Origin of the sequence: Denitratisoma oestradiolicum (genome assembly GCF_902813185.1) — a bacterium.
Taxonomy (GTDB): Bacteria; Pseudomonadota; Gammaproteobacteria; order Burkholderiales; family Rhodocyclaceae; genus Denitratisoma; species Denitratisoma oestradiolicum.
This window is the reverse complement of record NZ_LR778301.1, coordinates 4,105,051-4,127,626: the sequence shown is the minus strand read 5'-3', so window position 1 is coordinate 4,127,626 and position 22,576 is coordinate 4,105,051. Positions and strand designations below refer to the sequence as shown.

At 64.7% G+C, this 22,576-nt stretch carries 18 protein-coding genes; all 18 read right to left on the bottom strand.

The window, feature by feature from the left end; all coding sequences use genetic code 11:
* Nucleotides 1–94: 94 nt before the first annotated feature.
* On the bottom strand, nucleotides 95–820 hold the full coding sequence (locus tag DENOEST_RS18825) for a M78 family metallopeptidase domain-containing protein (RefSeq protein ID WP_183148292.1): 726 nt from the start codon (nucleotides 818–820) through the stop codon (nucleotides 95–97).
* Nucleotides 821–934: 114 nt separating this feature from the next.
* Nucleotides 935–1,204 carry a helix-turn-helix domain-containing protein gene (locus tag DENOEST_RS18820; protein ID WP_145770296.1) on the bottom strand — a complete coding sequence of 90 codons (270 nt, stop codon included), beginning with the start codon at nucleotides 1,202–1,204 and terminating at the stop codon, nucleotides 935–937.
* An 82-nt stretch (nucleotides 1,205–1,286) separates the two neighbouring features.
* On the bottom strand, nucleotides 1,287–2,192 hold the full coding sequence (locus DENOEST_RS18815) for a bacteriophage abortive infection AbiH family protein (protein ID WP_211357690.1): 906 nt from the start codon (nucleotides 2,190–2,192) through the stop codon (nucleotides 1,287–1,289).
* The gene (locus tag DENOEST_RS18810; RefSeq protein ID WP_183148291.1) at nucleotides 2,189–2,800 is read right to left on the bottom strand and encodes a hypothetical protein; all 612 of its coding nucleotides are present in this window, start codon (nucleotides 2,798–2,800) and stop codon (nucleotides 2,189–2,191) included. Before DENOEST_RS18810 ends, DENOEST_RS18815 begins: the two co-directional genes overlap by 4 nt.
* A gap of 18 nt (nucleotides 2,801–2,818) precedes the next feature.
* Nucleotides 2,819–3,511, bottom strand: coding sequence for a hypothetical protein (locus DENOEST_RS18805; RefSeq protein ID WP_145770299.1), 693 nt, complete (start codon nucleotides 3,509–3,511; stop codon nucleotides 2,819–2,821).
* Between the two features lie 111 nt (nucleotides 3,512–3,622).
* The gene (locus tag DENOEST_RS18800; protein ID WP_183148290.1) at nucleotides 3,623–6,544 is read right to left on the bottom strand and encodes a beta strand repeat-containing protein; all 2,922 of its coding nucleotides are present in this window, start codon (nucleotides 6,542–6,544) and stop codon (nucleotides 3,623–3,625) included.
* A 301-nt stretch (nucleotides 6,545–6,845) separates the two neighbouring features.
* On the bottom strand, nucleotides 6,846–8,222 hold the full coding sequence (locus DENOEST_RS18795) for a tetratricopeptide repeat protein (RefSeq protein WP_145770359.1): 1,377 nt from the start codon (nucleotides 8,220–8,222) through the stop codon (nucleotides 6,846–6,848).
* A gap of 89 nt (nucleotides 8,223–8,311) precedes the next feature.
* Nucleotides 8,312–9,661 carry a FecR family protein gene (locus DENOEST_RS18790; protein WP_183148289.1) on the bottom strand — a complete coding sequence of 450 codons (1,350 nt, stop codon included), beginning with the start codon at nucleotides 9,659–9,661 and terminating at the stop codon, nucleotides 8,312–8,314.
* A 151-nt stretch (nucleotides 9,662–9,812) separates the two neighbouring features.
* Nucleotides 9,813–10,796 carry an acyltransferase family protein gene (locus DENOEST_RS18785; RefSeq protein ID WP_145770357.1) on the bottom strand — a complete coding sequence of 328 codons (984 nt, stop codon included), beginning with the start codon at nucleotides 10,794–10,796 and terminating at the stop codon, nucleotides 9,813–9,815.
* Nucleotides 10,781–12,448, bottom strand: a complete 1,668-nt coding sequence (locus DENOEST_RS18780) for a DUF6311 domain-containing protein (RefSeq protein ID WP_145770356.1) — start codon at nucleotides 12,446–12,448, stop codon at nucleotides 10,781–10,783. The genes DENOEST_RS18785 and DENOEST_RS18780 overlap by 16 nt, the downstream gene beginning before the upstream one ends.
* Nucleotides 12,445–12,762, bottom strand: a complete 318-nt coding sequence (locus DENOEST_RS18775) for a DMT family transporter (RefSeq protein WP_145770355.1) — start codon at nucleotides 12,760–12,762, stop codon at nucleotides 12,445–12,447. Before DENOEST_RS18775 ends, DENOEST_RS18780 begins: the two co-directional genes overlap by 4 nt.
* Nucleotides 12,759–13,700, bottom strand: coding sequence for a glycosyltransferase family 2 protein (locus DENOEST_RS18770; RefSeq protein WP_170228164.1), 942 nt, complete (start codon nucleotides 13,698–13,700; stop codon nucleotides 12,759–12,761). The genes DENOEST_RS18775 and DENOEST_RS18770 overlap by 4 nt, the downstream gene beginning before the upstream one ends.
* Nucleotides 13,693–17,052, bottom strand: coding sequence for a glycosyltransferase (locus DENOEST_RS18765; RefSeq protein WP_170228163.1), 3,360 nt, complete (start codon nucleotides 17,050–17,052; stop codon nucleotides 13,693–13,695). The genes DENOEST_RS18770 and DENOEST_RS18765 overlap by 8 nt, the downstream gene beginning before the upstream one ends.
* A 147-nt stretch (nucleotides 17,053–17,199) precedes the next feature.
* A complete protein-coding gene (locus DENOEST_RS18760; RefSeq protein WP_145770352.1) occupies nucleotides 17,200–18,594 on the bottom strand; it encodes a class I SAM-dependent methyltransferase in 1,395 nt (464 codons plus the stop codon).
* On the bottom strand, nucleotides 18,591–19,808 hold the full coding sequence (locus DENOEST_RS18755) for an ABC transporter ATP-binding protein (RefSeq protein WP_145770351.1): 1,218 nt from the start codon (nucleotides 19,806–19,808) through the stop codon (nucleotides 18,591–18,593). Before DENOEST_RS18755 ends, DENOEST_RS18760 begins: the two co-directional genes overlap by 4 nt.
* A complete protein-coding gene (locus tag DENOEST_RS18750) occupies nucleotides 19,808–20,623 on the bottom strand; it encodes an ABC transporter permease (protein WP_170228162.1) in 816 nt (271 codons plus the stop codon). Before DENOEST_RS18750 ends, DENOEST_RS18755 begins: the two co-directional genes overlap by 1 nt.
* On the bottom strand, nucleotides 20,620–21,594 hold the full coding sequence (locus DENOEST_RS18745) for a GDP-mannose 4,6-dehydratase (protein ID WP_145770350.1): 975 nt from the start codon (nucleotides 21,592–21,594) through the stop codon (nucleotides 20,620–20,622). The genes DENOEST_RS18750 and DENOEST_RS18745 overlap by 4 nt, the downstream gene beginning before the upstream one ends.
* Nucleotides 21,594–22,514, bottom strand: a complete 921-nt coding sequence (locus DENOEST_RS18740) for a GDP-mannose 4,6-dehydratase (RefSeq protein ID WP_145770349.1) — start codon at nucleotides 22,512–22,514, stop codon at nucleotides 21,594–21,596. The genes DENOEST_RS18745 and DENOEST_RS18740 overlap by 1 nt, the downstream gene beginning before the upstream one ends.
* Nucleotides 22,515–22,576 lie beyond the last annotated feature (62 nt).

Sequence of the window (22,576 nt, the reverse complement as noted above, 5' to 3'; positions counted from 1 at the left end):
CGAGTGGCGTTTAATTAAACTGTTGCGCGAACTATTAATATCAGTGCTCAAAATGCCGGCACCCGGCCGGCGTGTTGCGCATCCGATCAGTGACTCATGCTTGTCCTCTACCAGGCAGAGTGGGCAGCAGCCCGTAGCGTTCCATCCGCACACGGATGAATTTGGGGTTCACGCCGAAGGTGGCGGCCAGTTCGCGCTGGAGGTTTTCCATACCGACGAAGCCGAAGGTACCTTGCTCGATCAGCCGAGGTGTAGCGGCGTGCAGTTCCTCAGACAGGCCGCCATCGCGCTCAATGCCGACATCGAAGTCCGGCGCACGGGCCACAGCCAGCTCGACCAGGCGGTCGCGCGGCACCAGCAGCGAGCCCATGAACTCGTTGGCGCGGAACTCGGCGATGCGGATTTCTTTCTCGAGGGCGGTGTTTTGCGGCTGCGCCGTGGCGCCCAGGTGTTCAGCATCCGGCGTGGCCGTGCGGTAAGCACGGCGCTGACTGGTATCCGGTTCGTCGAACAATCCCGGCCCTTGCTTGGCAGCAATCAGCCAGGCCGGGGCGTCGAAGATGGCGTGGCCCAGTTCGTGGGCGAAGGTGGACAGCGCCAGCTCGGGCGTGAGTTGCTCGCCGACCGGTGAGACCAGCACGGAGACGGCGTCTTCGCCGCAATCTGGGTCGAACTCGCACAGGCCCAATACGGGCAGACCATCCTCATCGGTGACGGGATGATCCAGACTGACCCACAGTTGGTACGGCAGGCCGTTGATGGTCAGATCGGAGATGGCCGCCAGTTGCGCCAGTGTCAGCGCATCCGCGCCAGGAGACAAAGCTGTGCTCTGGCCTCACGGGCCACGGTCTCGATGGCGAACTTGTTCAGGTAGCGAGGCTTGCGAAGGAGCAATGGTCATACCGCAGGGAAAGCGCTGGCATCCGTCACCGCCTTAACCCAGGGATTTGCGATACAGGCGAACGACCGTGCTGACGTCCTTCTGCATATCCGGGGGCAAGCGGCTGGCCTCGATGAAAGCCTCGTCGGGGTTGAGACCGAGCTTCTCTGCAGCCTTGGTGATCAGCTCATCCTTGGGCGCCTTCTCCAGTTCGCGCTCGATGCGCGACCAGTAGGCCGGCGAGATGCCCAGGCTGCGAGCGAACTCGTTCATCGGCACATTGGCCTGCTCGCGTTTTTCTCGGATGAAGGTGCCGAAGCCCATGATCGTTAACCGTTGCGTGATTTATTAACGATGATTGTAGAGAAGGTGAAGGTTTGCTGTCAATTGTTTTGTTAACGGTCAATCAAAGTGAGGTCCATGCAACCGCCCTGATCTGACTTGCCGGCAAGCCCAAGTTAACGAGCCGCTGAGTTTTTTCAGCAGCATCGTCGCTGTGGCGGCAAGCCACCGTCCAGGTGGCCGAGGCCACAGCTGGCACCGCCAGCAGCGCCCGAAAATACTCAGCGTCCACATTCGAAAGGGAGTGCCCAAGGACGGTGACGTGCGTGACCTCGTCCAAGGCGCGGAAGAATTCTTGGTGCTGCGCGATCAGCTGTTTTGACGGCTTGAAGGTGGCGGTGAAGTACCGATCTAGGATCTGGTTCGCCTCGATCATTCGGGTGTCCACATCCTCGATGTCTGGACGGTCATTCAGCGATTTCCGCATCGCCGAATTCCAGCCGTGCCCCAGGACCAGTTCCTGGTCATCATCGGAAGACGTGCCATGGATATGAAGCGTTCGCTCCAGCGGCACGCCGTATAGATCAGCCAGGGTGGGCGTGTAGTTGAACGTCAAGAAAGATGCACTGCGGTCAATGCTCGTCAGACGATGGACCCCAGGCGCATTGGCAAGATCCGGGACTTTGATCTGCCGGACCCATCGGGCAAAAACCGACCTCAGCTCTACCGAAAGCTGGCGGACCACACGATCCACTTCAAACTGAAAGTCATGGTGACCGGAGTCGCGCCAGTCATCTGCAGCGTAGGATGGCATGAAGCAGCTCAAGTCCTCTTTGACGGTTTCGACATCAAGGGCGGCCAGGGCATTCTCCAGGTCTGACCAGTTGGCGCTCACTGGCACATAGTCATCAACGGCGCGGAACACATCTGGCGCAGCCTTTCGAGCAAAGGTGCGAAAATCCGAAAACTGGGTCGGCATCCTGTGATGGAGATCGAAGCCGTTTCCTATGACGTACAGCTTGTCGTTCAATCTAAAGATCCTCGAAGTTTTTCTGCCCCAAGCGCGATGGTTTCGTGCAGATATAGGCCGACCAACAATGGACACAGCCCATACACGACGGCTGCGACCCACGAGTATGTACTCACCATACCCACCGTTCCTAAGTGGCTTGATAAAACGCCCACCGTCAGCAAGAAGCTCCTGACTTTGCTGTTAAGCCTCGCCTGCCTTACTCGAACGTGGTAGTCCAGCAACATTGCGCCGCAAAGAAGAGGCAGCGAGACTACCCAGAACGAAAATGCGAATGCGTAGCTGCCCTCAGATTTTGAAGAGCTGATTACCGCCAGGCAGGCCGCCGCAATGAAGGCGGTATATCCGCCAATCAATTGCCATACTCGATGGTGCTCCCGCTCGCGGTCATCTTGCGGTAGAGCCTTATATTCATCAACGGCCTGAAGACGACGCGCTTCACGGCTGACACGCATAATCAGATCAGCTTCTTCCAGCGACCAATCGTCTGCCTCCTTTGCTTTGGCGTTCTCGATGACGAGACGCTGCTCCGGAGTTATTTCTAAGCGTTGAAGAGCTTGCTCCCATTTTGAGGCCTTACCCTCAGTTTCCAGCTGTTCACTTTCCATAGCCCCTACCCTGCGTGTTCACTCTTTGCGCCGAAACCGATCCGCCACCCACGCCACCACACCGCGCTTGGCCGGTAGCGCAGCCTGCGCCTCCTCGCGCTCAATCAACGCCAGCGCTTCCTTCACGCCCATCGGCACGATGCCGTCGGCGGTAACCAGCCCTCGGCGTTTCATCTCCTCGTGCCGGTACGGATCACGGCGGTTGGGGATCAAGGCGTACTGGGCTTTGAGCAGTTGCGACTGCGCCTCGACCGACAGGTTGCCCTCGGCCTCGTATCGGCGTTTGAAGGCTTCGCGGTACTTGGGCAGGACGCTGCCGAAGTTGTCCAGGCAATCGGTGACGCCGGGGATGAAGTGCTTGACCAGCGCCCAATGGCCCATGCGGTAGACGCCGGCTTGGAAGACCACCTCGTCGTGCAGCCTCTCCTGGTCGGGTGAGCGCTGCCGGTAGGCGGCGATGAACACCTCCAGCGTATCGGCCAGTTTCGGGGCGCCGTCGTCAAAGGCCAGCAGCGCGCGCCAGTTGGCAGCCAGTTGGATCAGGCGCTGGTATTCCTTGTCAGAGAACAACGCGTGCAGCACTTTCTCCAGCGTCTTGACCTGGCTCGACAGGCGGCTGTGCTCGCGGTTGATGAGCACGGCGATCAGGGCGGGATCTGGCTTGGCGATGGCAATGGCTCCCTTGTGATTTCTTCCGTAAAGACCCTGCACGTGTCCGCAAGTCCCTTATGGAAAAAACCCTGCCCCTCGTGAGAAGGACAGGGTTTCAATGGCTTCCACCTCAAGCACCTACCCGAGGGCAGGTACTTGTCTCAGGGGAAATTAAGCAGCAACGATATTATCAAACGTAAAGGCACCTGCGGTGACACCGTTAAATGTACCAATCAGCGCAATTTCAGTTGCTTCATAGCTGTTGCTATTATCTGCATCAGCCGCATAGTACAGATAAGCCTTGTCATTTTGATATGCAATGATATATCCAGCTGTGGCTTCTGCACCGGTATCTGTAGTATCAGTAAATGCGATACCAGTCGATGCAGTCGTCGTGCTTGACAGTGCCTTGAGCAGTTCAGTCCCGTTAAGACCAGCGGCAGACGTCAAGGACAAATCGCCATTCGAACTCAGCGTGGTGGCAATCTCCATTACCCAACCCGTATCAGCATCATACCCTGTTGCCGTAAAGGTCGCAGCGCCTGCAGCCAAAGTGGAGCTGATTGTCTTGAACTGAGTGGCTGTAGCGGCACCTGCGCCAGCAGCTTCAGTGGTATCAACAATTGAGGCTGCCAGAATTGTAACAGTGTCAGCAGTAGTCGCACCAGCAGTGAAGTTGGTGATCACATCACGGTTGGCTGCAAGCAACGTATTTGCCGCACCATATTTCACGGTGTCGCCAGCAACGCCGGAGCCGAGATCAATGGTATCAATACCGGTACCGCCAGTGATTACATCAGCACCTGCACCACCAGAAATCTGGTCGTCGCCTGCGCCACCATCAACCGTATCTACACCGCTGCCGCCAGTGATAACGTCACCGCCAGAACCACCGACCATGGTGTTGGCCTTGGTTGCACTACCGGTGATCGCAATACCCTGCGAAGCGCCAGTAACCGTAACCTTCAGACCACCCGTGTTGGTGCTGGCGTTGACCGTCGCCAGAGCATTACCTGCCAGGGCTGCACCATCAAGATCAGCAAGAACATCACCCGTAACGTTCAGGGTAACAACGTTGGCAATAGTCAGATCGATCTCGTTGGTATCCGCAGCCACAACCGTGCCGGAGCGCGTGGAGTTAACGTTGATGGTCTCGACAGCTGCTGCCGTCAGCGCACCATAATCAACGTTTCCACCACTGGTTGCAGCCTTGAGCTCGATGTTAAGGACATCAGTGTTATGACCACCCAGAGCAGCGTCGGTAACATTTACAGTTACCGCGGTAGAGGCTGCAGTTATTTGAACCGTACCCCCCGAGGTCATTTTATCCAGAGTCAGAGCAGTAGCCGCTGTTGTGGTAACCCAGGAAATGTCATCCAGATTAGCCAGATCAACTGTTTTTGAACCAGTGACTGTAGTCAGTGCCAATCTTTCGAAACCAGAAATCTTGCCTTCGAAAGTAGTGCTTGCAGACAAACTGTCATTGGCAGCCAATGCTTCGGTCAGGCTCAGTACGTCAGCAGTACCAGCACCTGCATCAATGGTGCCTCCCGTACCCACGTTGGCGCTGAGCGTTACCGTATCGTTACCATCACCCATGGTGATGGTCTTCGTGGTAGCGCCAAGCTTAACACTATCAGCAGCGGAACTGCCCGTGAAGGTAACACCGGTAGCAAGCTCAGTACCAAGGGACAAGCCACCCGTGTTACCGGAGGCATTAACAGTGGTCAGAGCACCAAGATCAGCCGCTGTGTTGGTGGTAAAGGTTACCAGCGAGTCGCCGGTGACCGTCAGCGTCGTAGCTGCGGAGGCATCAATAGCAGCGAAGGTAATCTTTTCATCAGCAGCGATGGAAATCGTCGTCGCCGCGTCCGCCTGAAGGTCAATGGCAGAAGAAAGGGCACCGGTGCCAGTGATGGTCAAGGTGGTAGCCGTATCATCGGTAATGACCACGTTATTGCCCGGACCGGTTACCCCATTCAGCGTCAACGCCAAGGCACGCGTGCCAGCGGCAGCCGTCACGGTGGCATCGCCATTCACAGAATTGATCAGGGTCAGCGAGGTCAGCGTGTCGGTTGAGGCATTCGCACCAATGGTCACATTGCCGGTATTACCGGTGATGCTAACCGTGGCCAGTTTGTCAGCGCCAGTAGCGCCGTTGTCGTCAATTGCAACGGTAGTAGCTGTACCGGTAACAGTCACAGAGGTCGCATTGCCCTTGGTGTCAATGTCCACCGCATTAGCTACGGCCTTAGCGGTCAAGGTGGTTACGCTGGAAGCATTCTGGACATCAGCAGTAACAGCACCATCAGAGACGACGTTAATCAGCTCGATGCTGGTCAGCGTTGCAGCAGGCAGTGCAGTACCACCGACCGTCGTGTAGTTCAGGGTATCCGTACCGGCACCGCCATCGATGATATCAAGGGCACTCAGCGTTTCAACATCATAAACACCCGTACCAGTGTTTACGGCGACCGAAGCATTGAAGGTGTCATTGCCCGATCCTCCAACGAATGAAGGACCACTATCCACAGCCGCAGTGAGCGTGAAGGTCTGGGCGCTTACGGTGGCAGTGCCAGCCGTGATGATCGCAGCCTTGGCGGCGTCGGTGCTGACGTCGGAGGTAGCGGTCACGCCGGAGATGGCAGCGGTTGCGTTGGTGGCGCTGCCCTGCTGGGTCACGGCGTAGTACTCGGCAACTGCTTCCTTGTTATTGAACAAGGTCTGGGAAGTCAGGGCGGCAGCGTCAGTACCCGCATAATTGACCACGGCCGTGATCATGTCGGCAATGACTTGGCCGGCAGACTTGGTGGCGAGTTGGCCAGACCAGTAGGCCAGACCATCGGCATCCGGGGTGCGGCCCAGAACGTTGGTGTAGAAGTTGGTGACGATTTCGTTGTTCGTCAGGTACAGCGGGTAGTAGGTACGGGCCGGGGTGGTGTCGTACATCGCTTGGGCGACTTGAACCAGGGTCTTGGCGCCGGTGGAAATTTCATTGACCCAGTAGCCCAGACCTTCGGAGTCGGGCGCGCGGCCGAAAAGGGCCACATAAAGCTGGGTAACTTGGGTACGCATTGCTGCGGTAACTGCCATGGTGTGATCTCCTGTACAGAGTGGATCAAAAAAGAAACTAAAAACTACCTAAGACTCCAGGCCCCGGCGGAAGCCCGCCAAACCCCGAATCTGGATTTACACAACATACGGATTCTATCCTAGCTTCATACATCTTCTTAAAATGTGATGCGCATCACATTTTAAGGAATCACTGGGGCCGCGAAGCAAAGGGAAACCTTTCGTAGAATCACAGGCTTGCGTTGGATTGTCAACAAAGCTCATGAATATATTTCAGCCCTGGCGCGGGTTTGTACTTTTTCCCCGACATTTCACCGGACCCTTATTGCTGGTAGCGCAGGCCCGCCGTCAGCAGGCGCTGCTCCAGGCCGAAAAGACCCAGGTTGGAAATCTGGCGGGTGTGCTCCAGGGCGGCCACCAGTTGCCAGGCTTCGGCGAGGGGCCAGGCCAGCTCGGCCCGCAGGCTGAAGCGGCGAATCTCACGCCGGGCGTCGTTGCGGATCAGGGGGCTGTAGCCGGCTTCGTCCCTGGCCCGGCCCGCCTGGGCCAGGAGGACGGCTTCGCCCCGGCGAAAGGCGGGGCCCTGCCAGGCGAGGGCCAGTTCCTGGCGGCGAGTGTCTTCCCCCGGTCGCTCGGCGCTGCCATCGTCCCGGGCGGCACGGGCCAGCAGGGTCAGGGCGCCACGGGCCAGAGGGCAGCGAGTGCCGGCCTCGCCCCAGAGCAGGCGGCCATCGTAGCGGGCCAGGCCGCCACGGTAATGGCGCCATTCGCCATCCACGGCCCCCAGCAGGCGGCAGCCGCTGTCGGGTAGGGGCCATTCCAGGCCCAGGCGCAGACGCGGCACCTGGATCAGGGGCTGCCCTCCCATGTCCAGCCGGCGCCATTCCGCCATCACACTGCCCAGGCCGCCGAGCAGGGGGCGCTGCCAGGCGCCGGCCAGGGCGATATCCCGGGTGTCGAATTCGCCCAGGCCGTCGTAGCGCTTTTCGGCCAGGGCGAGACGGCCTTCCACGGCCTGGCCGGCCAGGGTCTGGCGAGTGGCCAGTTCCCCCGTCAGCAGCCAGAAGGGGGCGGCGCGGGGGCGGAAGTCATCGGCCACCGGCAACTCGATGACTCCCGCCCCCGGTGTCAGGCTCAGGCTGCGGGCGGCCAGGCCGCCGTTGGCGTTGCTGTCGTGGCCGAGCAGCAGGCCACCCCGCAGGCGGTGGCGCGACGGTTCGGTCAGGGTGGCCTGAACCTGCATCCGACGCCGCAGGTCCTGGATCAGGGCGCGGATGCCCGGCGGCGCGGCGAAGCCCCGCTCCACCTGGTCCAGTGCCCGCTGGGCATTGGCGCGGTCGCCCAGTTGCAGGCTGGCCACGGCCAGGTCCAGCCAGGCGCCAGCGTTGTCGGGCTGGAGCAGCACCAGGCGTTCCAAGGCCAGGGTGGCCTGAGCGTTTTCACCGACGGCCAAGGCTGCTTCGGCCAGCAGGGCGTTGTAGGCAGGGTCCATGGCGCCCTGGGGTTCCAGGGCCATCAGTTCGGGCAGGGCGGCAGCCCATTCGCCCCGGCTTACCCGCTGCCAAGTAGACTCGGGCACCATGGCCGGCCGCTGGTGCCCGGCGTTGGCGCGGACGGATGGGGCAGGCGCCCCATCGGCCCAAGCGGCGGACGCCAGGCCAAGCAGGCAGATCAGCAGGCCAGCCCCAAGGAAAATCATCGCCCAGGCATGGGGCGAAAAAAACGACAGCCCCGCGAAACGGGGCTGTCGGAGGTGGCGACGATGAGCAGCGCCTGTGCGCAACAGGGCTAGCGGCGCCAGGCGGTGGCGCCGGAAAGGCTGGCGCCGCCGCTCAGGGTCTTGTCGAAGAGATAGCCCGCCTCGGTGGCCCCGGGACCGGCCAGAAGGCCGACCACTTCCATGGTGGAACGGGCGTTGTCGCCCAGCAGGTAGCCCTGCCATTGCACACTGCCGGTGGCGGCCAGGGGCAGGTCGAGGCCGGCGCCGCTGACGGTGAGCCGGGTGTCGAAGCGGCGGTTGCCGAAGTCCACCGTCAGGCTGGCGTCGCGCAGAACCATGGGGGTGAGGCTGGCGCCCTCCCGCAGATAGGCCTCGCCGGCCCGCAGGTTGAAGCCCGCCACGCCTTGTTTGGGCAAGGTTTCGGGCATGGAGGAACTCATCAGGCCGAACAGGGGGTTGGAGAGGCGGGATTCATAGCCCTTGGCCGTCTGCTCGGCCACCGTGGGCGACAGGGTGGCGATACTGGCCCAGCGGCCCCAGGTCACCTGGGGCGGAGGCTCGGGCACCACCACCGACGGGGGCACTTCGCTCACCGGGGGGGGCGCCGGTGTTCGGCTGGCGGCCTCGCCACCGAGCACGTCGTTGATGCGGTTGGCGGTGGCAGTAGCCGTCGGGTCCACGGTGGTCAGGGCGGCACCGGCCTCGGCCCGCTTCTGGGGACTGGGCTCCTCGGGCAGGGTGGGGGCGCCGTTGGGCATGGCGGCCCGCTTGATTTCCGGCGCCACGGCGCCGGCCCGGTATTCGAGATAGGCGTTGCCCATGGCCGCCAGGGTACGGGCGTTGATGGTATCGCAGGGCCCCTGGGCCGCCGCCTCGCAGCCCGCGCCGAAGGGTGCCAGGACGATGGTGCCGGCATTGACGGAGGCCCGCGCCGCGTTGTCGGTCACCTGAACCACGTAATCCGTCCCTCTCACACCAATAGCAGCCAGGGGAGTATTGAAGCGGTAGCGGCTCTTGTCCTGTTCGATGGCCTTGCCGGTGATGGTGCGCACCGTGCCCTGCTCCAGACGGTAGCGTACCTTCAGCCCCTCGGGGGAGGCCGGGTCCACGCCGTAGGCTTCCAGGGCAAAGCGGGAGGCCGGACGCAGGCCAACGAAGCCGCCGTCGGGAAAGCGGATGTGAATGTAGCCGTCCTTGCCGGTTTGCAGGCCCTGGCCGGGCGCGATCTTGTCTCCCGCCCGGAGGATGCGGGCCGGGCCCTCGGCGGGCAGGAGCCGGGCATCGCCCCGCACGAAGACGACTTCGCCCTCCACCGCGCCGGCTGGCAGGGCCAGCCCCGCCAGCAAGGGCAGGGCGAACGCCGCCCAGCGCCCCAAGGCGCCGGTGAGCAGACCACGGGAAGATGAAAGCCTCGTCATAAGCAGGTTCCTACAGAAATCTCGGCTGGGAGGCGCACAAACGCGCCCTCGCCATCGGTACATCCTCTTCAACGCCAGGGCATCGCCTTGGGCTTACCTGAAGACCCAGACCAATCAAACAATAGTTTAACGTCAATAGGTGTGATGCAGATCACTTTTCCAGACTCCCGGCGGCCGGGGCGCGCAGGCGATGGCGCCAGGCCAGAATGGGTGCCTCGATGAAGCGGTGGATCAGCCAGGCCAGGGTCAGGGCCGCCAGGACACGCAGGGCCAGGGGTCCGGTGTCGGCGCCGGGCCAGAGCCAGAAGACCAGAAAGTGGCAGAGGAACAGGCCGTAGGAGAGGTCGCCGGCCCGTTCGTCCCAGGCCTTGCCGGGACGGGGCGCCAGCAGGTGCAGCAGGGGCAGGGCCAGGGCCAGACCCAGCAGGGTTTCCGGGTTGTAGGGGATGGCGGTCTTGCCGGCACCGGCGCCCACCGCCGCCAGCAGGCCGGCGAGGATGGGGATAGCAAGGGCCAGCAGCCGAGCAGCATTCCACCGGCCCTGGCGATGGAGGTCCGCCAGCCAGGAACCCAGCAGGAAGATGAACAGGACGCCGGGAAGCAGGCGATAGCCGAACCACTCGGTGGGTAGGCGGCCGACGAAGGCCGCCAGGTACACACCCAGGCTCAAAGCCAGGACCGGCAGGCGTGCGCCGGAGAGCAGGATCAGGGGAAACAGCAGGTAGAACTGGATTTCGCAGCCCAGGGACCAGGCCGGGGGGATGAGGACGAAATGATCGGCGTCGTTCCACATGTAATAGTTGTGGGGCACGATCAGCAGGTGGTTGAAGAGGTCGCGCCAGAGGGGCAGGCGCACCAGGAACAGGGCGTCGGGGCCGTGCCAGAGGTACCAGGCCAGGGCCGCCAGGATCACGGCGTAGTAGGCCGGCAGCAGGCGCAAGGCACGGTCGGCGTAGAAGCGCGGCAGCAGGGCACGGCTGGCGTAGTGGCGACGCACCAGGCCCGTCATGACATAGCCGGAAATGGCGTAGAAGCCGACGACGGCAATGACGCCGGGATTCAGCCCCCACCAGCGCACGTCGGCGTGGCTCAGGGCCACCATCAGGGCCAGCAGCAGTCTCAGGGTGCCGAGCATGGGCTTTCCCGGGAGATCAGAATCTGGCCACCGCCCTCGCCCACCGGCACGGGCAGGCGCAGGACACGGCTGGCCAGGGCCTCGGCGGGCACGGGGTAGGCGGCCTCGTCGGTAATCCAGTAGGCGGTGCCGGAGGCCGGCCGGCCGGCGGCCAGGTCGGCCCGGTGCCGGGCCTCGTCCTGCTGGCGGGCAGTTTCATCGGCCCGGGCCAGATAGGCGGCGTTCAGACTTTGCCGGTGGCGGGCGGCGAAGAGGGCCGGGGCGATCCAGTCCTCGCCTTCGGTGCGGGGCGGCAGCACCACCAGATGCCGACAGGGGGCGGCGGCTTGCCAAGCCGGCGCCTCGAAGTCGGGTAGCCGGCCAAGACCACCGGAGGCGAAGCGCTGGCGGAATTCGCCCCATTTGGCGGAAAGGTCGGCGCCTTGCAGCAGGCAGAGTCCGACCAGCAGCAGGGCCAGGGTGCGCCGGGAAAAAGTGCTGGCAAGGACGGCGAGGGCAAGCAGGGGCAGCAGCAGGGCCAGGGGCCAGACGAAGCGACCGGTGGAGCGGAAGATGCCGAGCAGCTTGAGGAGGCCGTCCGGCAGTTGGGGATCGGTGAGGACGGCGGTTCCCAGGGTGACCCGGGCCGAGAGGGCGTAGAGGAACAGGACGAGGGCCAGGGGCAGTAGTGCGGTCAGGGCCTTGCCGGCGGGACCGATGGAACCACTGGACCGGCGCCACAAGGCCATGCCCGCCGCCAGGGCCAACAGCAACAGCACACCGGCCCCCAGGTAGGCGAAACCCTCGTACTGGCCGGCGGTGGCCTGGCCCAGGGGCGGCAGAAGACGCGACCACTCCCCGGTGCCATCGGTGGGCCGCCCGTAGTGGCGCAGGAAACCTTGCCAGTCCATGGGGTCGAGGAAGGTGAGCAGGTTGGCCGAGTAGTGGCCGTAGCCTTCCGCCGCCAACTGACCAGGGCGGGCGATGAAATAGCCCGCCGCCGCCATCAGCAGGATGAGCAGCAGGGCCGTTCCCGCCAGTGGCACCAGGGGACGGCCGGCCCGCCACCAGTGGTACAGGGCGAAGGGCGCGAGCAGGGCCAGCCAGTAAGGGTGGATCAGGGCGCCCAGGCAGAGCAGCAGGCCCTGGCGGCCGGGACGGTTGGCCAACCAGGCGTCGATGGCGGCCAACAGCAGCCAGTGGGCCATCAGGGATTCGTGGCCGTAGGCGCGCAGGGCCAGGGCCGGGCTGGAGAGCAGCAGCAGGGTCGCGGCGGCGCGGGCGGTGCCGTCGCAGCCCAGGCGGGTCAGGATGCGGGCGGCGAAGGCGCCGTGGAGCAGGTGGCAGAGCAACATCCAGGCGCCGAAATACTGGAAATCCGCCGGCAGCCAGGGGGAGAGAGGCTTGAACAGCAACCCCAGGAGGGGGATGGCGTCGGTATAGACCAGGCTGGTGCCGCCCCCCAGGCCCGGGATGAGGCCTGGGGGCCAGGTCCAGGGGGCGTGGCGGAAGAAGGCAAAGCCCAGGTAGTGCTGGGCCGGGTCGCCGTGAAGCAGCCAGGCGATCTGGCGCGGATCGAGAATGTGGGGGCCATACACCCCAAGGAAAAAGAGTCCTCCCAGCAGGGCGCCCGACAGGCCCGCGTGGCCCGGGTCACGGAATGCCAATTTCATCCGGCCCGCGTCAGGACGAGGATGCCGGCCAGGATCAGGACGATGCCGCCCACCCGCGCCAGGCCAAGGCTTTCGTTCAGGATCAGCACGGCGGCCAGGGGGGTGAGCAGGAAGGTCAGGCCCGCCATCAGGGGGGCCGCCAGGCTCAGGGGATTGACAGCGTAGATTTTCAAGGTGAGGAAGAAGCTGGCGCCGTAGCAGGCCAGGGCGACGACCAGGGGGAGCGACAGCAGCCGACCGTCGGCGAGCTTGAGGGCCAGTTGCGCGCCAACGTTGAGGACGACGGCCAGCAGGGCGAAGGCCCAGGCGTTCATGGCTGGCGATCCTCGGGTCGGCGCAGCAGGTAGGGGGGGCGGCCCTGGAGTTGTTCGTGGATGCGGGCCAGGTAGAGGCCGACGATACCCAGGCCCAGCATCAGGGCGCCGCTGGCCAGGGCGAGCAGGATGATGACGGTGGTGAAACCATCCAGGGCGGTGCCTGCCAGCTTCTGGTAGAGGGCAACGACGCCGGCGAAACCCGCCACGGCCAACACCAGGGCGCCCACACCGCCGATGAGTTGCAGGGGAAGATCGGAAAAGCCCATCAGACCGTCCACGGCGTAGCGCACCAGCCGGACCAGGGGCCAGCGGCTGGTACCGCCCACCCGGGGCGGCACGTCAAAGGGTAGGCGGGCGCTGGGATAGCCCGCCCAGGCCACCAGGCCCCGGAAGAAGCGCCGACGTTCGGGCATGGCCTTCAGCGTCTCGATGACGCTGCGGTCCAGGAGCTTGAAGTCGGTCTGTCCGGCCAGGTCGATGCCCGAGGCGCGGGCGAATAGCCGATAGAACAGCCGGGCCGGCAGGCCGCCGCCCAGGTCGGCCTCTCCCCGGTGACGCTTGAAGGCCTCCACCACGGCAAAGCCCTGGCGCCAGCGTTCGATCATGGTGGGGATCATCTGCGGCGGATGCTGGCGGTCGCTGTCCAGGACGATGGCGGCCTCGCCTCGGGCGTGGTCCAGCCCCGCCGCGATGGCCGCTTCCTTGCCGAAGTTGCGGGTGAAAAAGAGGGGCCGGATGCGGGCATCGGCCGAGGCCAGGGTGGCAAGGGCTTCGGCAGTGGCGTCCCGGGAGCCGTCGTCCACCACCAGGACCTCGAACTCCACCCCCGGCACGGCGGCCTGTTCCAGCAGCCAGGGCAGGTTGGCGGGCAGGCCTTCCGCCTCATTGAAGACGGGGATGACCAGGGAGACGAGAATGGGCACCGATTCAGCCATGGGCTGCATCATCGGGTTCCGGCAGGGCGTTGGCAAGGGCGTCCACGATGTCGAGGAAGCGCCGGGCAAGGGCGGGCCAGGCTCGGGCGGCCCGGTAGCGGTCGGCGGCGGCCTGGCGGGAGGCCAGCCGCACCGGATCGGCCAGCAGTGCTTCGATGCCCCGGGCCATCTGTTCGGGGGAAATGCCCGGCAGGCGATGGACCACGGCATCCACGTCGTCGAAGATGGACAAGGGTGTGACGGCCACGGGCCGACCGCAGGCCAGGCCCATGCGCACGGCGCCGCTGGCGGATTCCTGGGTGTGCTGATAGGGATAGACCACCAGGTCGGCCAGTTGTAGCCAGGAGAAGCTCTCCGCGTCCGGCAGAAAGTCGGTGATCAAGTGGACTCGGTCGGTGATGCCAGCCTGCTTCGCCATCGCTTCGATGGTCTCCCTTTCGGCAAAGGATTCGGCCACCGGGTAGAGGGCACAACTCAGGACCAGGTGCAGGTCGGGGTGCTTTTCGGCCAGGAGGGCGAAGGCTTCCAGCAACTGGCGCTGGCCCTTGTGGGGAAGCAGGAAGCCGTAGCTGGCGATGACGCGCTTGTCTGTCAGGCCCCGGGCGGCCCGCAGGCCTGCATCGGGCACGCCTTCAGGCAGGGGAATGCCGTGGGGGAACAGGGTGGTGTTGGTGGCCAGACCCAGGGCGCGCAGCCGGTCCAGGTCATCGTGGCCATGGACGTAGATGCGGTCCATACGCCCCAGGGCGGGAACGATTTCCCGCAGGGAGGCCTTGAAGTCGGGCTTGTCCACGTCCTGGGTGGCATGAAGGAAAAGATGCGTCTGCCCGCCGCGCCGGTGCTGGTCATCGCTCAGGGCGGCCAGTTGGGCCAGGGGGAAGAAGCCGTAGTTGTACTGGATGACCAGGGCTTCCGGCTTGTCCCGCGCCAGCGCGGCCCTCAGCTCGTCCAGGGTGCCGTGCAGGCCGGTATCCCAGCAGCGCGTCACGTTGGGCTTGTCCTCGGCCACAGGGTCGCCGTCCCGGCTGGCGTAGACGCGCAAGCGGTCGTCGGGGATGGCGGCTGACAGGTAACCGGAATAGGTGGCGATGCCGCAGCGGGTGTTCCAGGAGGACACCCAGGCAACCCGGGGCTGGGGGCGGAAGGCCGGCAGGCGGTCCAGGGCCATCACGGCGGCGCGGGTCCTTTCCGCCATGCGATCCCAGGTGTACTCCCGTGCCACCCGCTCCCGGGCGGCCCGCAGCCGGGGCGCCAGGACGGCGGCCGGGGCCTGGCGCACCTCGGTCATCAGGGCCGCCAGGTGGTCCGCGTCGGGCTCGGCCCAGGCGGAGTGATCCGCGTCCAGGTGACTACGGGACGGGGCGAAATGGTAGTCGATGAGCCAGGCGGTTTCCGGGGTGCAAAAGTCGGTCTGCCCGCCCCAGGCGGTGGTGATGACGGGCAGGCCGAAGCGCATGGCCTCGGCCATGGGCAAGCCCAGGCCTTCGCCTCGGGCGGGGGCGACGAAGGCCTGGCACTGGCTATAGAGGGCGGCGATGCGAGCGTCTGGCCAGTCCTCGTTGATCAGCACGACGTCCGGGTAGCCGGGGTCGCGGCGACGCAGGGTGGTCAGTTGTTCGGAGACGTCGTTGTGGGGATTGGGAAAGGTCTTGATGACCAGGGTGACATCGTCATCGGCGCGGAAGGCCTTGCCGTAGGCGGCGAGGAGCACGTCCACGCCCTTGCGCGGAAAGGCCGAAGAGATGTGCAGGAAACGATAGGACTTGCCCAGGGGGGGCAGGCTCAACCCGCCTGTGTTCTCCGGGGCGGCCCATTGGTCCACGCCGGCACCGACAACGGCGATGGGCACCCGCACGCCGGCATCCTGGAGCGTCTTGCGGACTTCCCGGGAAAGAACGGTGATGAGGTCGAGCTTGCGGTTGAACCAGCGGACATAGCGGGCGGGAAACCCGGTTTCCTCCCAGCCGTAGGCATGGACGGCGCGCACCCGGCCCACCATGGCATCGCAGCGGGGAGGATAGGTGAAGCGGAGGGTGACGTCGGTGGCGCCGGGCCGGCCAGCCGCATGCACCAGGGCGGCCATGTCGGGATGACGGGCGAGGAAGCCCGGATCGGGGTCCGGCTCGCCGCTGCCCGGCGTCGGCGAGAGGGCGACAGTCTGTCCCTGGCGGACCAGGGCCCGGGCCGTCTCGCGGTTGACCAGGGCCAGGCTGTAACTGGAGTCGAAGGGGCCTTCCACGCGCCAGCGGGGAACGGCGGCAGCGGCTCGCTCCGGGGGGCGGGGGACGGCGAGGCCGAGGCCGGTGAGGAAATCCGCCAGGTCCGCCCCCAGGTTTCCGGGATGGAAACGGGTCAGGTTGGCCTGCTGGCCCGCCAGGACCCGGCGCCGCAGACCGGGCTCGTCCAGCAGGAGGTGCATCAGGGCGCCCAGGGTTCGGGGATCGTCGCTGTCGGTAAGCAGCCCCCCTTCGCCCAGGGTGTCGGGCACGCCGCTAACGGCCCGGGCCAGGACGGGCACATCGAACAAGGCGGCCTCGATCAGGGGCATGCCAAAACCTTCGTGGTCGCTGACGCAGCAAAAGACGTCGGCGGCCCGGTACAGGCCCCGCAAGACGTTGTCAGACACAGGGCCGAGGAAGTCCACCTGGTCGCGGATGCCCAGAGCCTCGGCCCGGTCTTCCAGATGGGTCTGCCAGGCGGCGTCCTGGGCCTTGCCCGGCAGGATCAGGCAGGCGGGGTCGGCGCCGTGATGAAGATATTCGGCGAAGGCGTCGAGCAGGAGGTCGTGACGCTTGTTGGGCGCCAGGCGGCCAACGAAAAGGATGTTGGTGGTGTCCTGGTAGCGCCCGAGGATATCGGCCTCCCAGGGGGCGGTCTGCAGGGTGTGCAGGTCCACCAGCAGGGGCAGCACCCGGGGAGTCTCGTAGCCGGCGACCCGCAGGTCATCGACATTCAGGGTGGAATCGCCCAGGGCACCGGCGAACCAGGGCTTCCAGGCCGTGAGCTGCGTGCGGCCCAGGCGGGCCAGGTCGCGCCAGGGGCCCTCTGCCGGCAGCATCTCCGTCGGGGTGATGTTGTGATAGACCAGCACGGCGCGGCCGGCGAAACGCGCAAGCCAGGCGTCGTCCTCGTAGCCAAGGCTGTGATGCACCAGCAGCCAGGCGCCGGCGGCAGGATCGAGCTCCTGGCGGGGACGGACGATGGCGGCCAGCTCGGACGGGATGTGGTCGCAGTAGATTTCGGAGGCAAAGCCCATGTCCCGCAACAGCCGGCGAGTAAACAACATGCCGTTGGTGACGCCGTCACCGGGAGCGCAACTGGGGTGAAACTGGTGAATGGCTTTACCGGTCATGGAAGCCAATTTTCCGCCCCGGTCCATAAAACACGCGAAAGGCAGCAAGGCCCGCCCCCTTCCGGCCTCCCCCTCTCCGGGGGAGGTGACGATGCCAGCTCACCGCGATCGAAAATTTGACTTGCCGTTTCAATTCGTTGTTCCACGTTAATCATCCGCATGGCGCTTTCCAACGATCAGGGCGTAATCCTGGGGTCCGTAGAGCAGGCCGTTCAGGCGCTGAGAGACGATGTCCCCGCCTTCGAGCAGCATGGAATCGGGGTAGGGATTGAGGCGCAGAATCTCGACTCTTGGAAAGCCCCGTTGCTCGGCGATGAAGGCCGCCACGGGAGGCGGGATGGGGTTCCGGTGGGTGGGATCGTAGTAGAAGTTGCAGGCACCCACGATCAGGTTCTCGGGATTGGGTGTTTCGAAGATGGCGATGCCCCCGGGGGCCAGGGCCTCCAGGGTGGCATCCAGCAGGGAAAGGAACTGGTCGAGGCTGAGGTGCTCTATCACCTGGAAGGCGCTGACGAGGTCGAGGCTATCCGGCGCCTGGGCCCGCAGCCAGGCGATGCCGTCCTCCTGGCGGGCGTCGAGTCCCCGATCACGGCAGGCCAGCACCATGCCCGGGTCAAGGTCTATCCCCAGGGGGTTGAGCCCCTGCTCCCGCAACAGTTCCAGCCATTCGCCCCGGCCGCAGCCGATGTCCACGCAGCGCGGCGTGGCGACACCCGCCACCGCCGCCCGCAGATAGGGTAGGTAAGGGCGCTGGCGCTCCTTGACGGATTCGGGGCTCCCGCGGAACCGGGTTTCGAATTCCAGATAGAAGTTGCCCAGAACCGGGGCCGCCACTGCCTCCACTCCACCGACAGATGGGGCTGGCGCGTCCGCAGCCGCGCGTTGTTCAAGCAGACGCAGGGCTCGACTGTGCATGGCCAGGCGTTCCTCGCCAGCGCTCTGCCAGGCGGCCAAGCGCTGTTCGAGAAGGCGATTGCTTTCCTCGAGGCCGGCGCTGCGCTGCTCCAAGACACCGTTGCGCTGCTCCAAGGCGCCGTTGCGCTCCGCCAGTTTCTGGTTGAGCCGCTCCAGCCGTTGTACGGATTCGCGCAGTTCAGCATGGAGTTGTTCCTGGGCGAGCCCCTGGCGACGATGCTGTTCCTGCTGGTCTTGACGCGCCGCCTGGAGCTGGGCCACGAGGGTCTGTTGATCCTGGCGCAGGGCATCAAGGCTCATGGCGGTGGTAAGTCGGAAGCGGGGCAGATCGGCCAGAACCCAGAGGAAATAGCACAGGTCACCCACCAGGGGCAGGGCCTTGATCCGCTCCCGGCGACCAATGCCGGGTGCGGTGATCCGCCGCCAACGGTGATAGAGAAAGACCAGGCTTGCGCCCAGCACGGGAATTCGCTTCAAGCGCTGGCGCCAGGACAACCGGGGTTCCGGCGGGGCGGGAGGCCGCTGGCGGGCTGCCGGCAGGGGAGTCTCGCGGCGACGGGCCAGGGTCTGGCGCAACTGGCGCTCGACATCCTCTGGATCGACGTGAGGATTGTTGGGCAGGATCACGACGCGGTTTCCTCCATCGACGGCTCAGCCTGGAGTGCCGTCACACCGACGAAATGACCATGCCGGTGGTTGGGTACGATCTGGAAGACCAGAGCCCGTTCCCACCAGTCGTAGTTGTCATGCAGGTGGTCGGCATGGCTGTGCAGGGCGACGGTGACACTGTAGCTGCCGGCGCCCAGGTTGAGGGCTGGGATGCGGAAATCGAGGGTGCGCGGCTGCCCCGGCCGGTCGCCAAGGGGCGGCAGGTGGGGCCGCTGATGGGTGTTGATACCGTAAATGTCGTAACCGGTGCGGTCCTTGATCAGCATGCCCAGCACTAGGTCGGGCAGAATCTCGTGGGCGGTGAAGCGGATACGCAGCGTGGCGGCATCGCCCACACGCAGGGCCTGGGCCTCGCCCATTTCTCCCAGGATTTCGACGCTGTCGATGCGTGCCTTGCCGTTGCCGGAACGACCCTGAAACTGATCACCACCGCTGACCAGCTCATGGCGGTTTTCCCGCTCGGCGATAAGAGCCGTGTAGTAATCGAGGACATCGTCTGGATCACCGTCCATCAGCAATCGGCCGTCCCCCAAGAGGAGGGCTCGGTCGCAGAGACTTTTCACGGCGCCGGGATCGTGGGAGACGAAGAGCAGGGTAGTGCCTTCTTCCTTGAAGCGGCGGATGCGGGCGAAGGACTTGTGCTGGAAATAGATGTCGCCCACGGCCAGGGCCTCGTCCACGATCAGCACTTCGGGACGCACGGCGGTGGCGACGCTGAAGGCCAGGCGCACGAACATGCCAGAGGAATAGGTGCGTACGGGCTGATCGAAGTAGTCGCCGATCTCGGCGAATTCCTGGATCTCGGGCACGAGGGCGGCGATTTCCGGACGCGCCAGCCCTAGCATCTGGCCGGCGAGGAAGACGTTCTGGCGGCCGGTGAAGTCGGGATGGAAGCCCATGCCCAGTTCCAGCAAGGCGGAAACCCGTCCCTCGACCCGTGCCTCGCCTTCGGTCGCCAGGGCCGTGCCAGTGAGTACCTTGAGCAGGGTACTCTTGCCGGCGCCGTTGGCGCCGATGATGCCAACGGCCTGGCCCGGGCCGATGGTGAAGTCCAGGCCCCGGAACACCCAGCGACGCTGGGGGGGGGTCAAGCCGAACCAGCCGCCCAGGGTAACCCAGGGGCCCTGGCGGACGGGGTAGGCCTTGCCCAGGCCGGAGACGCTGATGACCATCAGAGCTGATCCATCAGGTCGGCCCGGGCCCGGGAGAACAGCAGAACCGCCAGTACGCCAGCAATGACCGTTCCCAGGAGAGGCAGCAGCAGGGTATGGCCGTCGAGGGCGCCGCTGTCGAGGGCGACGTTCTGGCTGATACGTACTAGGGGAAACAAGGGATTGAAGCCCATCAGGTCGAGGACGGCGGGAGGCAGGATGGAGGCCGGATAAACAATGGGCGTGGCCCAGAACAACAACTGGGCCGCAAGATCGGCGACCTGCCCGACATCGCGGAAGAAGACATTCAGCACCGCCAGGATGGCGCCCACCGCCAGACCCAGACAGGCCGCCAGGGCCGCGCAGACGGGTATCCAGGCCAGGGCGGGCGCGGGCAGGCCCCGTGTGATCAAAAGGAAACCCAGGAAAGCGATGGCCAGAAGGATGAAGTTGATGGCGGCAACGACGGCGACGGGCACGAACAGGATGGAACGGGGAAAGGCGCTTTTCTTGATGAGATTGGCGTGCTCGATGAAAACATTCTTGGCCCGCTGCATGGCGTCGAGAAAGGGCGTCCAGACCAGGAGGCCGGCACAGAGGTAGATGCTGTAGCCGAAGGTGTCGTTGTTGCCGGGCAGGCGGGAATGCATCACCTGGGAAAATATCACCGTGTAGATGAAGATCATGAACACGGGGGGAATGATCAGCCACAGGGGACCCAGCAGAGAGCCGCTGTAGCGACCGATCAATTCCCTGGCGACAATGGCGCGAACCAGGCCACGGTAGCGGATCGCCGCCCCCGGCAGGTTGCGGAGCATCCGTCCGATAGCAATCATCCGCCGCTCAACCGGCGCAGATCGGCTTCCACCATCATGACGATCAGCTGCTCCAGGGAGGTGGTGGCACGCCAACCCAGCCTGGATTCGGCCTTGGCCGGGTCGCCCAGCAGGACATCCACTTCGGCGGGGCGGAAGAAGGCCGGATCGATGATCAGGTGGTCGTCCATCTTCAGGCCCACATGTTCAAAGGCGATACGGCACATGTCGCGGACGGTGGTGGTGCGACCAGTGGCAATGACGTAATCATCGGGCTTGTCCTGCTGCAGCATGCGCCACATGGCCTCGACGTAGTCGCCGGCGAAGCCCCAGTCACGTTTGGCATCGATGTTGCCCAGGCGCAGTTCCCGCTGCTTGCCCAACTTGATGCGGGCGACGGCATCGGTCACCTTGCGGGTGACGAATTCAAGGCCGCGCAGGGGTGATTCGTGGTTGAACAGGATGCCGCTGGAGGCGTGTAGCCCGAAGCTCTCGCGGTAGTTCACCGTCAGCCAATGGCCATAGAGCTTGGCCACACCATAGGGACTGCGGGGGTAAAAGGGCGTCGATTCGCTTTGCCGCTCGGCCTGGATCAGGCCGAACATTTCGCTGGTGGAGGCCTGATAGAAGCGGGCGGTGGGATTGACCAGGCGCAACGCCTCCAGCACGTTGGCGGCACCGACACCGGTCACCTGGGCGGTGAGCAGCGGCTGGTTCCAGGAGGTGCCGACGAAGCTCATGGCCCCCAGGTTGTAGACTTCCTCGGCACGGGATTGCTGCAGGGCGCGGACGATGGACGCGAGATCCGTCAGGTCGCCGTCAATCAACCGCAGTTGGTCGCAAATACCCAGCTCGTCGAGGCGCCAGAGGGGATGGTCGCTGCCCCGCCGGGCCACCAGCCCGTGCACCTCGTAGCCCTTCTGCAGCAGCAGTTGGGCGAGATAGGCGCCGTCCTGGCCGGTGATGCCGGTGATCAATGCCTGTTTGCTCATTACAGCTCCATCGTGACACGGGCCTGACAGTCCGCCAGGAGATCCCGCAGGGTGTTTGCAAAGGGAATGGCCCGCTCCCAGCCCAGGGCTCGCAGTCGCTCCGGACTGCCCCGGACCCGGCGCTGCTCGGCCGGCCGGATCAGGCCGGGATCGCGCTCGAATCGGGCGGCGACGCCCGCAAGGGCGGCAAGCTGTTCGGCCGCGTGGCGAAGCTGCACCTCTTCGCCCGAGCAGACATTATATACAGCGCCATTTTCGCCCCGCGCCAACAATATCCGATAGGCATCGATAACGTCACGCACATCCAGGAAATCCCGAGTGACGTCGAGGTCGCCGGCGACGATCTCTCCATGCTGGGCGCCACTGGCGGCCAGACGCGCCACTTTCAGGGCGAGGGCCGGCAGAACGAACTGGTCGGATTGGCCGGGACCGGTATGATTGAAGGCTCGCGCGCAGCAGGCATCAAGCCTGCCGCGTCGAGCCCGTTCCAGCACGAACATTTCGGCAGCCACCTTGCTGGCGGCATAGGGATTGCGGGGCGCGATAGGGGCTTCCTCGACGATGGGCAAGGCCGCCTCCGGCACGATGCCATAGACGTCACCAGAGCCGACATGGAGCAACCGTGCCCGGGGTGCGACCTTTTCCATGGCGTCGAGCAGGTTCAGAGTGCCCATCACATTGACCTGGGCGGTATGCCGAGGATCGGCGATGGCCGCCGGCACGTTGCTCTGGGCGGCCAGGTGCAGTACGGCATCGGGAGCAAACTGCGAGAGGGCGGAACGGAGTCCCTCTATGTCCAGGATGTCGAGTTCGGGATCGGCGCCCAGGGTGACTCCGCCCCAGGGCGATGCAGTTTCGGCCACGCGACGGGCAATCCATTGGCCCACGAAGCCGCTGCTTCCTGTCAGGTAGAGACGCATTAGAGGTGTGCCGGAGGGGCAAACAAAACGCGTTATTATGCCCCATCATCCCGCGTTTCCTG

Excerpts from the sequence above, each read along its gene's own strand:
- DENOEST_RS18800 (WP_183148290.1), bottom strand. The coding sequence starts at position 6,544 with ATGGCAGTTACCGCAGCAATGCGTACCCAAGTTACCCAGCTTTATGTG.
- DENOEST_RS18810 (WP_183148291.1), bottom strand. The coding sequence starts at position 2,800 with ATGGAAAGTGAACAGCTGGAAACTGAGGGTAAGGCCTCAAAATGGGAG.
- DENOEST_RS18745 (WP_145770350.1), bottom strand. The coding sequence starts at position 21,594 with ATGAGCAAACAGGCATTGATCACCGGCATCACCGGCCAGGACGGCGCC.
- DENOEST_RS18740 (WP_145770349.1), bottom strand. The coding sequence starts at position 22,514 with ATGCGTCTCTACCTGACAGGAAGCAGCGGCTTCGTGGGCCAATGGATT.
- DENOEST_RS18770 (WP_170228164.1), bottom strand. The coding sequence starts at position 13,700 with ATGGCTGAATCGGTGCCCATTCTCGTCTCCCTGGTCATCCCCGTCTTC.
- DENOEST_RS18765 (WP_170228163.1), bottom strand. The coding sequence starts at position 17,052 with ATGACCGGTAAAGCCATTCACCAGTTTCACCCCAGTTGCGCTCCCGGT.
- DENOEST_RS18775 (WP_145770355.1), bottom strand. The coding sequence starts at position 12,762 with ATGAACGCCTGGGCCTTCGCCCTGCTGGCCGTCGTCCTCAACGTTGGC.
- DENOEST_RS18780 (WP_145770356.1), bottom strand. The coding sequence starts at position 12,448 with ATGAAATTGGCATTCCGTGACCCGGGCCACGCGGGCCTGTCGGGCGCC.
- DENOEST_RS18795 (WP_145770359.1), bottom strand. The coding sequence starts at position 8,222 with ATGATTTTCCTTGGGGCTGGCCTGCTGATCTGCCTGCTTGGCCTGGCG.
- DENOEST_RS18820 (WP_145770296.1), bottom strand. The coding sequence starts at position 1,204 with ATGGGCTTCGGCACCTTCATCCGAGAAAAACGCGAGCAGGCCAATGTG.
- DENOEST_RS18790 (WP_183148289.1), bottom strand. The coding sequence starts at position 9,661 with ATGACGAGGCTTTCATCTTCCCGTGGTCTGCTCACCGGCGCCTTGGGG.
- DENOEST_RS18750 (WP_170228162.1), bottom strand. The coding sequence starts at position 20,623 with ATGATTGCTATCGGACGGATGCTCCGCAACCTGCCGGGGGCGGCGATC.
- DENOEST_RS18755 (WP_145770351.1), bottom strand. The coding sequence starts at position 19,808 with ATGGTCATCAGCGTCTCCGGCCTGGGCAAGGCCTACCCCGTCCGCCAG.
- DENOEST_RS18785 (WP_145770357.1), bottom strand. The coding sequence starts at position 10,796 with ATGCTCGGCACCCTGAGACTGCTGCTGGCCCTGATGGTGGCCCTGAGC.